Consider the following 15055-nt stretch of genomic DNA (forward strand, 5'->3'; position numbering starts at 1 on the left):
CTGCTTCTTTCTCCGGCTCGGCTTCGTCCGCGCCGATCATGTTCGCCAGGCGCCCACTGATCAGCTCCTCGCCTGAGACGAGGACTGCAGCCCGTTACGGGCAAACTCAGCATGGGAAACGCGCGCCCTCAGGCGCGCGTTTTCTCATACTGCGGTGGGCAGCTCTTGGTAGTCGTCAAACTGCTCCGAGGTGTCGCCCTCGACGAGGAAATCGCCGTGGTAGAGGGCCTCGAAGTCGACCTTGATGACATCTGCACTGGTGTCGTCGATCCACATGACACTGAGCGTATGGGTCACTATTAAGGAATCTTTGAGTCACGGTTCGGAAAATGGTGGCAATCCTACTTTTGGGTAGGTTTCTGGCGAGTAGCTCCGACCGGCGGGCGTGCGTGGCTGTGACGGTGGCCGCGGGGGCGTGGCGGCCGGGTGGTTGCCGCCGATTTCTACGCAAGGGTCGCTTGGGCGCGCTGGCCGCAGCCCGGGTGTAGAAAACCGGCCGGCGATCAAGCGCGAAAATGTGATCAGGCACCCGGCTTGGTGAAGTGGATCGGATTGCTGGGGTTCAGCGCGATCCAGGTCACCACCGCGGCGACGACGCCGATCACCACGAGACCCACGGATGACCGGGCCGACACCCGGGAGCGGCCGAACACCCGGTGATCGACCGAGAACGCGCCGGCGCCGGTGAACAGCAGCGCGACGGCGGCGAATGCGGCCAGGAACGGAACGTTGAACGGCTGGGACCAGAAGGCGTCGGCCGAGACGTTCACCGCCCAGGCGTCGACCATTGCACCGATCACGGCGCAGGCGGCCAACGGGGTGAGGATGCCCAGGAGCAGGCCGATGCCGCCGAGGGTTTCGGCCGCCGTGACCATGAACGCGCCGAATGCGGGTAACCGCCAACCGGCGGATTCCATGAATTCGACGGCGGTGCCGAAGTCGAATGCCTTGATCAGGCCGGCCTGCAGCATGGTCGCGCCGGTGGCGATGCGCAGGATGAGCAATCCGGTGTCGGTCATGCCGGTAGTCGTGGTTCCGGGGTCGCTGGTGATCGTCATGCCTTATTAGACGCACCGAACCCGCCGAATTCATCGCGTACGGGGAGTTGAACTCTTCGGTGCCGGTCGCCGTATGTAGAGCGAGGCCCACGTTGACGCTGGAAACTTACCGTTGTTAACTTAACGGCGGTATTCATCGGGGGAAGGACACGCAGTGCTGCACCGAATCGCCCATCTGGCCCTCGCCGCACCGCGGCGGGTTCTTGTCGTGGCCGCACTGGCGATGGTCGCCGCAGGCATCTTCGGCATCCCGGTGGCCAAGAGCCTGTCAGCCGGCGGATTCCAGGACCCGACATCGGAATCGGCACGGGCCACGCAGCTGCTGTCGGACAAGTTCGCCCGCGGCGACATGCAGTTGGTCATCAGCGTCACCGACGACAACGCCGGCGCCCAGAGCCCCGCCGCACGAGCCGCAGGCGCGGACATCGCCGCCCAGCTCAAAGCATCGCCATTCGTGACCGAGGTCAGCTCGGCATGGACCGTGCCCGCACCGGCGGCGGCCACGCTCATCAGTAAGGACGGCAAGACCGGTCTGATCCTGGCCGGCATCACCGGCGGGGAGAGCGGCGCACAGAAACACGCCAAGGAGCTCACCGATCAACTCGTGCACGACCGCGACGGCGTCACCGTGCGCGCCGGCGGCGAGGCGATGATCTATGTCCAGATCAACGGGCAGAGCGAAAAAGACCTCTTGATGATGGAATCCATCGCGATCCCGTTGAGCTTCCTGGTGCTGGTGTGGGTGTTCGGTGGATTGCTCGCCGCGGCATTGCCGCTGGCCGTCGGGGGCTTCGCCATCCTGGGATCGCTGGCGGTGCTGCGCGGGTTCACCATGGTCACCGACGTCTCGATCTTCGCCCTCAACCTCACCGTCGCCATGGGCCTGGCGTTGGCCATCGATTACACCCTGCTGATCGTCAGCCGCTACCGCGACGAACTCGCCGAGGGCGTCGACCCGGACCGGGCGTTGGTGCGCACCATGGTGACGGCCGGACGCACGGTGCTGTTCTCGGCGATGACGGTGGCGTTGTCGATGGTGGCGATGGTGCTGTTCCCGATGTACTTCCTCAAGTCCTTCGCGTACGCGGGCATCGCGGTGGTGGCGCTCGCGGCATTCGCGGCCATTGTGGTGGCCCCGGCCGCCATCGCGCTGTTGGGTGACCGCCTGGACGCCTACGACGTGCGCCGGTTCATCCGCCGCGTCCTGGGCCGGCCGGAGCCCGTGCGTAAGCCCGTGGAGCAGACGTTCTGGTACCGCATGACCAAGCGCGTCATGCGCCGGTCGGTTCCGGTCGGGCTCGCCGTGATCGCGCTGCTGCTCATGCTGGGCGCCCCGTTCCTCGGCATCAAATGGGGATTCCCCGACGACCGGGTGCTGCCATCGTCGGCGTCGTCCCGTCAACTCGGCGACGAACTGCGCAACGACTTCGCCGTCGACTCGTCGACCGCCGTCACCGTGGTGCTGCCCGACGTGACCCGGCTGGCACCCGCCGAACTCGACCGCTATGCCGGCGATCTGTCCCGCGCCGCCGACGGGGTCTCCGTGTCCGCGCCCGGGGGCACCTTCGTCGACGGGCGCCGGGTCGGGCCGCCGACGTCGGGAACCGGAATAGCCGACGGCAGTGCCTATCTCACCGTCGGCAGCCATGTCCCGCTGTTCAGCGACGCCTCTGAGGCCCAGCTCGACGCGTTGCACGCCGTGCCTGCGCCGGCCGAGGTGCAGTTCACCGGGCTCGCGCAGGTCAACCGGGACAGCTCACACGCGATCACCTCCCGGTTGCCGCTGGTGCTGGGCATCATCGCCGCGATCACTTTCGTGTTGTTGTTCCTGCTCACCGGCAGCGTGGTGCTGCCGTTGAAAGCGTTGGTGCTCAACGTGTTGTCGCTGTCGGCGGCGTTCGGTGCGTTGGTGTGGATCTTCCAGGACGGACACCTGGGCGCGCTCGGGACGACATCGACGGGCACCTTGGTGGCCAACCTGCCGGTGTTGTTGTTCTGCATCGCATTCGGGTTGTCGATGGACTACGAGGTGTTCCTGGTCTCGCGCATCCGCGAATACTGGCTCGAATCCGGCCAGACCCGAGAGGATAACGACGAGAGCGTCGCGCTCGGGCTGGCCCGCACCGGCCGGGTGGTAACGGCAGCGGCACTGCTGATGTCGATCTCGTTCGCGGCGCTGATCGCCGCTCAGGTCGCCTTCATGCGGATGTTCGGCCTCGGCCTGACCATCGCGGTACTCGTCGACGCCACCTTGGTGCGCATGTTGTTGGTGCCGGCCTTCATGCACCTGATGGGACAGTGGAACTGGTGGGCGCCCGCACCGTTGGCTCGGCTGCACAAGCGAATCGGGATCAGTGAGTCGGGACCGGCCGAGTCGGACGCCATCGGAGCCGGCGATGCTCCCACGGACCGGGACAAGCGTGAGCCGGCCGATGCCTGCGTGAAGGACGCTGGTTAGCGTGGTCATGCAATCGCGCAAGCGGCGCCGCGCCCCTCGTGGCTCCGGGGAGCTGCTGCGCGATGAGATCCTCGACGCCACAACCGAACTACTGCTGGAAACCGGTCATGCCAAGGCCGTCTCGATCCGGTCGGTCGCTCAGCAGGTCGGGGTCACACCGCCGTCGATCTACCTGCACTTCGAGGACAAGGACGCGCTGCTGGATGCAGTGTGTTCGCGGTATTTCGAGAAACTCGACGAGGAGATGCAGCGCGCCGCCGCCGACCACGACTCGACCATCGAGGTGTTGCGTGCGCAGGGACACGCCTACGTGAACTTCGCGCGACGCACACCCGAGTTGTACCGCCTGGCGACCATGGGTGAGGGCAGGCCCGGCAGTGACGTCGACGTCGCACTCAACAGCTCTGCGTTCCAACACATGCGCGCTGCCATGGAGGCGCTGATCGCCGAGGGCGTGTATCCGCCCGGCGACCCCACGATGCTGGCGTTGGAACTGTGGACCGCGGCGCACGGGGTTGCCGCGATCCTGATCTCCAAGCCGTATCTGCCGTGGGGAGATGTCGAGGAGTTCACCGACCGCGTGCTACGTGCGGTGTCCACCGGCCAGATCGTCTCGGGGATCATCGGAACCGACCTCGCACCTGCCGAAGCAATCGCACGGTTGCAGGGCTTGGCCAGTGAACCCGCCGACCAAGGCGCCGACGAAGGGTAGAAGCCGTGACTGACAAGACCGTCGACAATCCGTTCTTCGCCCGGGTGTGGAAGACGCTGTCGAGTTCGGAGCCCAAGGCACTGCGCCGGCTGCGCGGTGACAACCTCGCCGGACTCAGCGGCCGGGTGCTGGAGATCGGTGCAGGTACCGGGACGAACTTTGCCTTCTATCCGTCGACGGTGACCGAGGTGGTCGCCATCGAGCCCGAACGTCACCTTGCCGAAGTGGCCCGCAGCGCGGCGACGCGGGCCCCGGTGCCAGTGACCGTCACCAGCGACACCGCCGAGAAGTTCAGCAGCGCAGAGCCGTTCGACGCGGTGGTCTGCTCACTGGTGCTGTGCTCGATCGATCAACCCGATACGGTGCTGCGCCAGTTGTTTTCGATTGTCCGGCCAGGTGGCGAACTGCGGTACCTGGAGCATGTCGCCGGTCTCGGCTGGCGGGCCGGAATGCAGCGCGTGGCCGATGCCACCGTGTGGCCGCGGTTGTTCGGCAACTGCCACACCCACCGGCACACCGAGCAGGCGATCGCCGACAGTGGATTCCAGGTTGAGACTGCGCACCGTGAGATGGCGATGCCGGCCTGGGTGCCGCTGCCGGTGACGGAGTTCGCGATCGGGCGTGCGGTCAGGCCGGCCTAGCCGGCGTCGCGAGTACCGAGGAGCGTCGGCAACCGCTGCAGCAGATTCGGCAGGGAGCCGCCCGCGGTCTCGCGGAGTGAGAGCGTCGCGCTGTCCGACAGCGGGGTGCGTTCCGGATTGACCTCGACCACCACGGTGCCTGCGGCGACGGCGGCTTCGGCCAGCCCCGCCGCGGGATAGACGATCGAGCTGGTGCCCACCACGATCACCACATCGGCGTTGCTGACGGCCAGTACTGACCGTTGCCAGGCATCGTCGGGCAGCGGCTCGCCGAACCACACGACGCTCGGCCGGATCAGGCCGCCGCACGGGCAAACCGGAGGTTCGATCGTCTCGACCGGCTCAGGCATCTCGGGCAGCTCGCCCTCGAACTTCGAACCACATGCGTCGCAACGGAACTCGAACAAGTTGCCGTGTAGGTGGTAGACGTTCGTACTGCCGGCGCGCTCGTGCAGGTTGTCGACGTTCTGGGTGATGACGTGGACGTCGGCGAAGTCCTGCCAGGCGGCCACGGCCCGATGTCCGTCGTTGGGCTGCACGTGGGACATCATGTAGTGGCGCCACAGATACCAGGCCCAGACTTTCTCCGGGTGCCGCTGCCAGCCTTCGATGCTGGAGATCTCGTAGGGGTCCACCTTTGCCCACAGGCCCGTTTCGACGTCGCGGAACGTAGGTACACCGCTCTCCGCCGAGATTCCGGCACCACTGAGGACAGTCACTTGCACATCACCAACGTAGTCGGTTTGGGTGATACTTGAGCACGTGGTTGAGTTGGGGGATTGGGTTCTGATTGATTCGAGCGCGGAAAAGCCGCTGTTCGATCAACTCCGGATCCAGATTATCGAGGGCATCCGGCAGGGGCGCCTGACGCCGGGTACCCGGTTGCCGACGGTGCGTGAGCTGGCGGCGAAGGTCGGGCTTGCGGTGAACACCGTGGCCAGGGCCTATCGCGAGTTGGAGTCGGCGGGGGTGTTGGAGACCCGGGGGCGGTACGGCACCTTCGTCGCACGGGCCGATCCGGCCGATGCCGCGATGGCCGCCGCCGCGCATTCGTTCGCCGAGGCCGCCCATGCGCTGGGGATCGGCAAGGCCGACGCCCTGCGTTATCTGGACAGCGCGTTCGACTGATCCGGGCTGGCTCAGCCGGTCCGGATGCCGTGCCAGCGGTGCACATCCAGGGCGACGGCTACCGCGACACTGTTTTCGGCGAGCGGGCGGGGCAGGAGCTGGTCGGCGCGAGCCAGTCGTCGCAGCAGCGTGTTGCGGTGGAGGTACAACCGTGCCGCGGCGCGTGAGGCGTTGCACTGTTCGTCGACGAATACCCTTACCGTTTCCTGTAATTCAGGGTCGGCGGTCTCAAGATCGCCGAGATTGCGGCTGACGAACTCGGCGGCACGATCGGGGTCGGCGGTGACCAGTGCGACGAGTTCGACGTCGGCGAACTTTGCGATCTGCTGTGTGGAGTGCAGCCGGGCCATCATCTGCTGTGTGGTGATCGCGTCGAAGTGGCTGCGCCGGAACCCATCCAGACCGTCGGACGGCGGGCCGATGGCGATCCGGACGCCGTCCAACTCTGCGGCGACGCGGGTGAGTGCCTGGAAGCCGTGCTGAACATCGGCGCCACCTGCGGCCCACACCCAGCGGGTGGCGGTGCTGGCCAGCACGCTCAACGGCCGCGGATCGCCGCAGTCCTGGCCGAATGCCTCGGCGGCCCGGTCCAATCCGGACAGGTCGCCCGCCGGGTCCTCGCTCCAGATCACCGCCGCGGTGTGCGTTCCGGTGAGCGCGTGGCCCAGGCGCGCCTCGGCGCGCTGCCGGGGGATCGGGGCGCCCTCCAGCAGGAGCGCGACGGTCTCGCGCCGTTCGGCATGGGTGCCGCGGGTCAGGTCATCGCGTTCCAGGTCGATCTGGGCAGCGATCCCGGCCAGCGTGGCGTCGACGAACGCACTGATGGACTGCGAGCACACGTCGAGCATCTCGTGTAGTTCGCCGGGGTCGGACGTGAGCTCGAAGGCGATCTCCATGAGCCGGCGCCACGCCACACCCTCGCCGACCCGATACGCATCCAGGGGGAACTCGCTGACGCCGCGGCGCACCAGTTCCCGCGCGATGCTGAGTGGCTCCGGACCGGTATTCGGCGGCACCGGAGCACCTGGATCGCGCACATTCGCCGTGCCCCAGAAGAACAGGTTGGCGTGGTTACTGCGGACGACCGCGCCGGCGAGCTCGGGGTCGGACGCGATTGCCGGGCTGGCGGCCAACACTGCGGCATCGAATTCGTCGAGCCATTCCTGGCGGGGGTTGAGCACTATCTGTGCGCATTGCCGGATCAGGTCCTGCGCCCGAGGTGACGGTGGCTTCCACGCCATCACCCCAGCGTAGATCTGTGGTGCAAACTGCACCATCGGATACCGTAAATTTGGAACTTCCAACCTTGGGCGACGGTCGGCTGACCGCAACCATTGAGACATGAACCACACCGAACACGTCGACGTACTCATCATCGGCGCCGGAATCTCCGGCATCGGTGCCGCCTACTACCTGCAGCGCGAACACCCGGGCCGCAGCTACACGATCCTGGAGGCCCGTGGCGCTACCGGCGGCACGTGGGACCTGTTCCGTTACCCGGGCATTCGGTCGGACTCAGACCTGCACACCTTCGGGTACGAATTCAAACCGTGGCGCGACGAGCACGCCATCGCGACCGCCGACAAGATCCTGGCCTACCTGCGCGAGACGGTGTCGGAGAACGGCATCGACCGCCACATCCGGTTGCACCACAAGGTGCTCGGCGCGGCCTGGGACTCCGCGACTGCCGCCTGGACCGTGGACATCGAGCGGACCGGCAGTGACGACGCGGATCCCGAACTCGTGCAGATCTCGGCGAACTGGGTGTTCTGCGGTGGCGGGTACTACCGCTACGACCAGGGCTACACCCCGACCTTCGAAGGTCAGGACCAGTTCACCGGACGTATCGTGCATCCGCAGCACTGGCCGGAGGATCTCGACTACACCGGCAAGAAGGTCGTCGTGATCGGCAGCGGTGCCACCGCGGTGACGCTGGTGCCGTCGATGGCGCCGACCGCCGGGCACGTCACGATGCTGCAGCGCTCACCCACCTACGTGCTTCCCGTCCCGGCCAAGGACGCCTTCGCCAACACCGCCAGGCGGCTGCTGGGTGACCGCCTCGGGTATGCCGCGGCCCGGCGCAAGAACATCATCAAGCAGCGCTCCGTCTACGTGCTGTGCCAGAAGTACCCGACGGCCGCCCGGTGGCTGATCCAGAAGGTCAACGCCGCCAAGCTGCCCAAGGGCTACCCCGTCGACGAGCACTTCGCGCCCCACTACAACCCGTGGGACCAGCGGTTGTGCGCCGTACCCGACGGCGACCTTTTCGAGGCCATCAGCAACGGCAGCGCCTCGGTGGTCACCGACCGCATCGCGACGTTCACCGAGAACGGAATCCTGCTGGAGTCCGGCCGTGAGCTTGACGCCGACATCATCGTCACCGCAACGGGTCTCAACATCCAGCTGTTCGGCGGGATGTCGCTGACCGTCGATGGCGCACCGGTGGACCTCGCCGACACGGTCGCCTACAAGGGCATCATGCTCTCGGGCGTGCCGAACTTCGCCTTCGCCTTCGGCTACACCAACTCGTCATGGACGCTCAAGGTCGGGTTGCTCTGCGAGCACTTCTGCCGGTTGTTGAAGCACATGGACGACAACGGTTTCGACGTCGTCCGGCCGGAGTTCGCCGGCGGTCAGACCCGCCCCCTCCTGGATTTCGGGGCCGGGTACGTGCAGCGTGCCATCGACGAGATTCCCCGCCAGGGGGTCGACGGACCGTGGCAGATGACCATGAACTACACGTTGGATGCCGAGACGTTGCGCAACGGACCCGTCGAGGACCCTCACCTCAGGTTCGAAAAGTCCTTGGTGGCCGTCTAGTTCGGCGGACTAGCCGAACTCCAGCAGACCTACCACCGGGCGGACGGGGTCGAAGATCGGCAGGTGGTAGGTCCGCAACAGGGCGTTGAAGATCGCGCCGCGGCCGGGTGGCATCGGCAGATCGCGCACCGCCCGTACTCCGGGGACGGTGTTGACCAGATCGGCGAGCTCGCCCGGGGACAGGCTGAACGGCATGGGCGGCACCCGATAGCGCATCGAGGTCGGCATCCCTTTGCGGGTGAGAAACGCGAAGAACGCCGGAGGCAGGTCGAACATCATCTGTCCGCCCGGAAAGCGCTGCGCGCAGGCACGGATCAGTGACATGGACTCCTCTGGCTGCAGATACATCAGGAGGCCCTCGGCGGTGATGAACACGCCGTGATCGGTGTCGACGTGGTCCATCCAGCTGAAGTCCAGTGCCGACTGGGCGCGCTGCGTGACGCGGTCGGGCTTGGGCAGCAGCTTGTTGCGGAGCTCGATCATCGGCTCCAAATCGACTGACAGCCAGCGGAACTCATGTCCCACGCCGGCGGCGTCCAGGCGGTAGAAGCTGGTCTGCAGCCCCTCGGCCAACGCCACCACGGTGGCCTTCGGATGCTCGCGAAGATAGTCGCCGGTGATCCGGTCGAACAGCAGTGAGCGCAGGGCCATGTCCTGGCGGCGGGTGTAGCCGAACTTGGCGAAATCAAAATCGATCGAGTCGACCAGTTGCACCGCCACCGGATCGTCGATCAGACCGTCCGGGCGGCGTGCCTCGTGCGCGCGCACCTGCAGGGTAAGCAGTGCCGTCTCGGAGACACCGGTGAGCGCACTGCCACTGACCTTCTCTGAGCCACCCGTCATGGCGCGAATGTACCCGCGTTCCGCCGGCCGGTGCCAACCTCGTCGATCGCACGCGCAAAGATGCTCTCAAAGGGTGATTCGGTTCAGCTGGAAGGAGTCCGCCGTGCCACGCTTCGCGGCCAATCTCTCCATGATGTACCCCGAACACGCCTTCCTCGACCGGTTCGCCGCCGCGGCGGCCGACGGGTTCACCGCGGTGGAATTCCTCTTCCCGTACGAGTACCCGGCCGAGCAGCTGCGCGGTCGCCTCGATGCCTGCGGTCTGGAGCAGGCGTTGTTCAACGCTCCTCCCGGCGATTTCACGGCGGGGGAACGCGGCACCGCCTCCCTGCCCGGCCGCGAGGCCGAGTTCAGGGATGGATTCGTCCGCGCACTGGGCTACGCCGAGGCGCTGAATTGCCCACGGGTGCACGTGATGGCCGGCGTTGTCCCGACCGGTGCCGGGCGCGAGGAGCGGCTGGCGGTGTACCGCGACAACCTCACCTGGGCCGCCGATCAGGCCGCCGGCCTCGGCGTCGACGTGCTGATCGAACCGATCAACCAGCGCGACATGCCCGGCTATCTGCTGAGCCGGCAGGACGAGGCGCACCGCATCGTGGGCGGTATCGGGGCGCCGAACCTCAAGGTGCAACTCGACCTGTATCACTGCCAGATCACCGAGGGTGACGTGACGGTCCGGCTGCGGTCGGACATTCCGACCGGTCGCGTCGGGCACCTGCAGATCGCCGGAGTTCCCGATCGTCACGAACCCGACAGCGGCGAACTGGCGATCGACTACCTGCTCGCCGTCATCGACGAGACCGGTTACGACGGTTGGGTGGGCTGTGAGTACCGTCCCGCCGCCGGTACGAGCGCAGGGTTGGGGTGGCTGCGAAGAGCGCGCGGGTGACGGCTCAGCGCAGCACCTTGTCCAGGGTCCGTAGATTTCTGGTGGTGGTGCAGGATTTGTAGCGCTTCTTGCCCATGGTCTTGCCGATCGCGCTGTCGAGCGTCGCGGCTCGGGGCACCTGCCAATAGAGCACCCCGTCGCCGCGTTGCACCTTTTCGTCGTCGCCCGGGGTCAGCGCCGCGAGCTCGTCGAGCAGATTGTCGTCACTCACGAACGTGACATAGGAGTGGTGGTCGGGGACTTCCCGCTCGAACGGATAACCGGCGGAGATCTTCTGCAGCGTTGGGATGTCGTACACCAACACCCACGCCTCGTAGCCGAAGGCGTCGCGCAGTGCCTTCTCGGCGGTGGTGCGGACCTTCGGGGCCTTGGAAGTGCTGTCCAGCAAGACATTTCCGCTTGCCAGAATCGTCTTGACCTCGGTGAATCCGGCTGCCTCCATGGCTTTGGCCACGTCGGCCATCTTGAGATTCACGCCTCCCACGTTGATGCCGCGCAGGAACGCGATGTAGCCCGTCACCGCTCCAGCCTAACCAGTCACTTCACCGGCAGTTGGTCCAATTCGGCCTTCGAGGTGGCGGTGATGAGGTGGAGCACCCGCCGGAAGCTGGGGGATCGCGTCGACACGATCGACGTGTGATTCTCACCCGGGAGCAGTTCGACGCTGGCCCGGCCGCCGCGCTTCTTGAGCGCTGCGACGTAGCGCTGCGAATTGGCCGGTGCCACAACGGTGTCGAGGGTTCCGTGCACCGCGATCACCGGCACGCTCGGGTCGAGGTTCTGGATCGGATCGACCGAGGCGTACCGCTGCGGCACCTCTGCCGGGCGGCCGCCGAGCACTGCGACGATGCGTTTGTCGCCGTGGTCGGCGGCGTAGACCATGTCGAGCGGACCGGCCAGCGAGATGACCCTGGTCGGCCGGAACCGAGGCCGGGATCCGACCTCGTCACCGCGCAGGTCCTGGCGGGTGCTGGCCCATACTGCCAATTGGGCTCCTGCACTGTGGCCCACGACCAGCGCGTCGTCGATGGCCAGCTGCGGATACTGCAGGGCCACCTCGGCGACATAGTCCATGGCGCCGGCCACGTCGTCGAACGTGGTCGGCCACCCACCGCCCGACCCCATCCTGCGGTACTCGATGTTGTAGACCGCCATGCCGCGGCTACTGAGCTCGCGGGCCAGGCCCTGGAACACCCCCGCGCCCATCGTGCTCTGCCACCCGCCGCCGTGGATCAGCACCACCAGCGGGACCGAATTGAACGCATGCCTACCGGCGGGCAGGTAGAGATCGGCCCAGTTCTGGTCGGGGTACCGGTCGGTGGGCCGGGCGTCGGACCGGTAGTGGACGCGGGTGACAGTCACGTCGTGCAGGGTGAGGGCCTCGGGAACCACCGCGACCGCAGCGGACCTCTTTTCCGTTTTCGCCACAGTCGTGCAGGACGGCGTGACACCGACGACGAGCAAAGCGGTGAGCGCGATCAGCGCCCGCCGGTACCGCCGGCGATGCAGTCCTGGAATCAGCACAGTCGTCTCTTTCTCGATCCCTCGGGTCAGAAGTCCAGTGCCGTGATGGACGGTCTGATGCGGTGGATCGCGCCGATCCGGTCCAGCCACGGCTCGGCCGCCAGCTTGAACAGGCCGCGCCCGGCCTGCATGGGCACGTCCCGAGCCGACCTCACCCCGGCGATGGCTCCCGGTCCCGTCCCAGCCATGGCCAGGCCCTCTTCGGCGGTCAGCGCGAACGGCATCGGCGGCGCGATGTAGCGGTCGGACAGGTGCAGACCCTTGATGGTGCGCCGGCTCGCCCAGTGCGGGATCGAGTCGAACACCATCCGCCCCCCGGGGAACCGTGCCGCGCAGTCGGCGATCAGGCTGCGCACGTCGTCGGGTTCCAGGTACATCAGAAGTCCCTCGGCGGTGATGAACACACCGTTGGTGGCGTCGACGTGGTCCATCCAACTGCGGTCGAGTGCCGACTGGGCCAGGGCGACGATGCGGTCGTCATGAGGCAATAGTTTGTCCCGGATCGCGACCACAGGCGGTAGATCGACTGAATACCAGGTCAATTCGTCAGCCACCCCGGCCTGATCGAGGCGCCAGAAGCTGGTCTGCAGCCCCTCGGCCAATGCCACCACCGCGGCCTTCGGATGCGACGAGAGGTAGTCGCGGGTCTCGACGTCGAAGGTGTGGGCCCGCAGCGCATGGGCTTGGGTGGGCCTGCCGAACTTGCGGTAGTCGTAGTCGATGGAGTCACGAAGGGCCACGGCCCACGGGTCGCGGATCACGCCGTCGGAACGTCTGGCCTCGAGACCACGGTTGCTCAGGGTCCACAGCGACGTCGCCGAGACGCCGTCGAGGGTGTTGCCGTCAATCACGCTCATCGAACCGATGGTAAAGACGTACGCTCGTCACATGGGGCGCCAGGTTTTCGACGACAAGCTTTTGGCCTTGATCGGCGGCAACTCGATGGGAGTTCTCGCGACGATCAAGCAGGACGGTCGTCCGCAACTGTCGAATGTCTCCTACTACTTCGACCCGCGGGCAGTGCAGATCCAGGTGTCCATCACCGAGCCGCGGGCCAAGACCCGCAATCTGCGGCGGGATCCCCGGGCATCCGTCCATGTCAGCTCCGACGACGGCTGGTCGTATGCGGTTGCCGAGGGCGACGCGATCCTCACCCCACCCGCCGCCGCGCCCGACGACGATACGGTCGAGGGGCTGATTGCCTTGTACCGCAACATCGCCGGAGAGCATCCCGACTGGGACGATTACCGGCGCGCCATGGTCGACGATCGCCGCGTGTTGCTGACCCTGCCGATCACGCACGTGTACGGGATGCCGCCGGGCCGTCGGTAATACGCGTGACTATGGACTCGGAGTCGGACTACGCTGCGGCGTATGGCTGACGACACACCGGAAGACGACAACAAGCGCAAATTCCGGGAGGCCCTGGAGCGCAAGAAGGCGCAGTCGTCTGGGGGCGCTGCGCACAAGGACGGCGGGCGTGACAAATCGCGGGCACATGGCCCGGTCGAGAACCGGCGGGAATTCCGCCGCAAGAGCGGGTAGATACAGGTTCGTCAACGCCGAGTGTGCGTACAGATCGCTATTCCGTGGAAATTCGCGATCTGTACGCACACTCGACGTGTTAGTCGCGGGCCAGCGCCCGGGCCGCCACGAGGGCGGCCAACATGACCGCCACGCAGTACACGCCCTGATCCTTCAGGCCCCAAGCGACCGAGGTCAGTGTCGCCGCACCGGCCAGGCACAGCAGCAGTCCTACCGTGGCGCTGCGGATGCCGGTGTCGGCCACCGCGCCACCGTCCCACAGTGGCAGCGGCGAGTTCTCCAGCGGTCGCAGCGCGACGAAGGCGACCGCGACCAGTCCGGCCATCACGGCCAACTGCAGCACTGACAGCGCGATGAAGCCGGGGGCAGACGGGTCGATGCGGTCGAGCCCAAGGTAGTCGAACACCAGGTGCAGGCCCAGCAGCAGCGGCATGTGCCACAGGTACAGCGTCATCGCACCGGAGTTGCCGATCGCGGTCAGCCACCACACCCGCGGCCGCCGGGCCCACCGGTTGATGGCGGGGGCGGCGGCAATCGCGAACGCGCACATCATGATTGCGTGGCCGGCCAGCAGCAGCGACGGCGGCGTCATGTTCTTCAGGTGCTGGGTCTCGATGCCGACCAGGCTCAGCTCGTAGGGGCCGAAGTACAGCAATGCCAGGTTCACCCCGAGCATGCCGATCCCGATCTTCAGCGCGGCACTGCTGGACAGCAGGTGGCGACGGTAGGCCACACCGAACACTCCGGGGATCAACCACACCACGGTGTTGAGGTAGCCGAGTGTGGCGTAGCCGTCCATGTTTATCCGGACCATGTCGATCACGGCGATGAACGCATATGTGCCGATGATCGCGCCGGCCATCTGCCCGGTGGTGGTGATACGGGCCAGCAGCGGCACCGCCGCCAGCACCAGGACATAAGCGCCCAGGAACCACAGCAGCTGTATGGAGATCCCGGCGATGGGCTCGTAGACGTGCTCGGGGAGCACGAACCGCAACACCGCCAGGCCCGCGGTCCAGAAAGCCAGGTAGTAGAACACCGGCCGGTACAGCCGGGTGCAGCGTCGCAGCAGCCACCCGCCCCACGAGGAGCCCGGCTTCCAGGACTGCACCGAAGCGGCCACGCCGGCGAAGAAGAACAACGGCATGATCTGGAACACCCAGGTCAGCGCCTGAAACACGACGGACGCGGTGAGCAGGTTGCTCCAGATGAACACGTCGTCACGGATCGTGCTGGTCGCCATGATCGTGTGGCCGAACACCACACCGACCAGGGACACGATCCGGATGACGTCGATGGCGCGGTCCCGGTCGGGTGGGGTCTGCGCCTCGACCTCGGCGGGCGAGGGGAACAGCCCGGCTTTCGCGGGGGCATTCTTGGCAGCTGTGTCAGCAGCAACGGTCATGGCTAGAACGCTATGGCCCCACGGCTGCGTAG

17 protein-coding genes are annotated in these 15055 nt (G+C 66.5%); 8 read left to right on the forward strand and 9 right to left on the reverse strand.

Going from position 1 to position 15055, the window contains the following annotated elements; all coding sequences use genetic code 11:
- Positions 1–144: 144 nt before the first annotated feature.
- A complete protein-coding gene (locus A5779_RS34800) occupies positions 145–276 on the reverse strand; it encodes a hypothetical protein (RefSeq protein ID WP_088305117.1) in 132 nt (43 codons plus the stop codon).
- 245 nt (positions 277–521) lie between these two features.
- A complete protein-coding gene (locus tag A5779_RS13560; RefSeq protein WP_064882675.1) occupies positions 522–1058 on the reverse strand; it encodes a DoxX family protein in 537 nt (178 codons plus the stop codon).
- Positions 1059–1212: 154 nt separating this feature from the next.
- Here A5779_RS13560 and A5779_RS13565 point away from each other — a divergent pair, with 154 nt between their 5' ends.
- The 3 genes from A5779_RS13565 to A5779_RS13575 are packed head-to-tail and all read left to right on the forward strand — an operon-like array spanning position 1213 to position 4869.
- Complete coding sequence (locus A5779_RS13565) at positions 1213–3516, forward strand: MMPL family transporter (protein WP_064882678.1); 2304 nt, start codon at positions 1213–1215, stop codon at positions 3514–3516.
- Between the two features lie 7 nt (positions 3517–3523).
- A complete protein-coding gene (locus A5779_RS13570; RefSeq protein WP_064882730.1) occupies positions 3524–4228 on the forward strand; it encodes a TetR/AcrR family transcriptional regulator in 705 nt (234 codons plus the stop codon).
- A gap of 5 nt (positions 4229–4233) precedes the next feature.
- Positions 4234–4869, forward strand: coding sequence for a class I SAM-dependent methyltransferase (locus A5779_RS13575; protein WP_064882679.1), 636 nt, complete (start codon positions 4234–4236; stop codon positions 4867–4869).
- On the opposite strand, the gene A5779_RS13580 is transcribed toward A5779_RS13575, so the two are convergent.
- Complete coding sequence (locus A5779_RS13580; protein WP_064882681.1) at positions 4866–5594, reverse strand: NAD-dependent deacylase; 729 nt, start codon at positions 5592–5594, stop codon at positions 4866–4868. The two genes, A5779_RS13575 and A5779_RS13580, sit on opposite strands and share 4 nt — an antisense overlap.
- A gap of 37 nt (positions 5595–5631) precedes the next feature.
- Between A5779_RS13580 and A5779_RS13585 the strand changes: the two genes are divergently transcribed.
- Positions 5632–5997, forward strand: coding sequence for an Rv1152 family transcriptional regulator (locus tag A5779_RS13585; protein ID WP_064882684.1), 366 nt, complete (start codon positions 5632–5634; stop codon positions 5995–5997).
- 11 nt (positions 5998–6008) lie between these two features.
- Here A5779_RS13585 and A5779_RS13590 read toward each other — a convergent pair whose 3' ends face one another.
- Positions 6009–7238, reverse strand: a complete 1230-nt coding sequence (locus A5779_RS13590; protein WP_064882732.1) for an Rv1453 family transcriptional regulator — start codon at positions 7236–7238, stop codon at positions 6009–6011.
- Between the two features lie 100 nt (positions 7239–7338).
- On the opposite strand from A5779_RS13590, the gene A5779_RS13595 reads away from it, so the two are divergent.
- Complete coding sequence (locus A5779_RS13595) at positions 7339–8817, forward strand: flavin-containing monooxygenase (RefSeq protein ID WP_064882686.1); 1479 nt, start codon at positions 7339–7341, stop codon at positions 8815–8817.
- A gap of 9 nt (positions 8818–8826) precedes the next feature.
- On the opposite strand, the gene A5779_RS13600 is transcribed toward A5779_RS13595, so the two are convergent.
- Positions 8827–9660 (reverse strand): class I SAM-dependent methyltransferase, encoded by an 834-nt coding sequence (locus tag A5779_RS13600; RefSeq protein ID WP_064882688.1) that lies wholly within the window; start codon positions 9658–9660, stop codon positions 8827–8829.
- A gap of 103 nt (positions 9661–9763) precedes the next feature.
- Here A5779_RS13600 and otnI point away from each other — a divergent pair, with 103 nt between their 5' ends.
- Complete coding sequence (gene otnI / locus A5779_RS13605) at positions 9764–10549, forward strand: 2-oxo-tetronate isomerase (protein WP_064882734.1); 786 nt, start codon at positions 9764–9766, stop codon at positions 10547–10549.
- Between the two features lie 4 nt (positions 10550–10553).
- Here otnI and A5779_RS13610 read toward each other — a convergent pair whose 3' ends face one another.
- Genes A5779_RS13610 through A5779_RS13620 form a run of 3 tightly spaced genes read right to left on the reverse strand, consistent with a single transcriptional unit; the run spans position 10554 to position 12930 of the window.
- The gene (locus A5779_RS13610) at positions 10554–11069 is read right to left on the reverse strand and encodes a DUF1697 domain-containing protein (protein ID WP_064882690.1); all 516 of its coding nucleotides are present in this window, start codon (positions 11067–11069) and stop codon (positions 10554–10556) included.
- 17 nt (positions 11070–11086) lie between these two features.
- On the reverse strand, positions 11087–12073 hold the full coding sequence (locus tag A5779_RS13615) for an alpha/beta hydrolase family protein (protein ID WP_413784916.1): 987 nt from the start codon (positions 12071–12073) through the stop codon (positions 11087–11089).
- Between the two features lie 26 nt (positions 12074–12099).
- Entirely contained in the window at positions 12100–12930 is an 831-nt protein-coding gene (locus A5779_RS13620; protein ID WP_064882692.1) for a class I SAM-dependent methyltransferase, read from the reverse strand.
- A 31-nt stretch (positions 12931–12961) separates the two neighbouring features.
- Here A5779_RS13620 and A5779_RS13625 point away from each other — a divergent pair, with 31 nt between their 5' ends.
- A complete protein-coding gene (locus A5779_RS13625; protein ID WP_064882694.1) occupies positions 12962–13405 on the forward strand; it encodes a PPOX class F420-dependent oxidoreductase in 444 nt (147 codons plus the stop codon).
- A gap of 42 nt (positions 13406–13447) precedes the next feature.
- Positions 13448–13618 (forward strand): DUF5302 domain-containing protein, encoded by a 171-nt coding sequence (locus A5779_RS33530; RefSeq protein WP_110777269.1) that lies wholly within the window; start codon positions 13448–13450, stop codon positions 13616–13618.
- Between the two features lie 79 nt (positions 13619–13697).
- Here A5779_RS33530 and A5779_RS13630 read toward each other — a convergent pair whose 3' ends face one another.
- A complete protein-coding gene (locus tag A5779_RS13630) occupies positions 13698–15023 on the reverse strand; it encodes an acyltransferase family protein (protein ID WP_064882696.1) in 1326 nt (441 codons plus the stop codon).
- Positions 15024–15055: the final 32 nt, after the last annotated feature.

This window comes from Mycolicibacterium peregrinum (assembly GCF_001665625.1).
GTDB classification, from domain to species: Bacteria; Actinomycetota; Actinomycetes; order Mycobacteriales; family Mycobacteriaceae; genus Mycobacterium; species Mycobacterium peregrinum_B.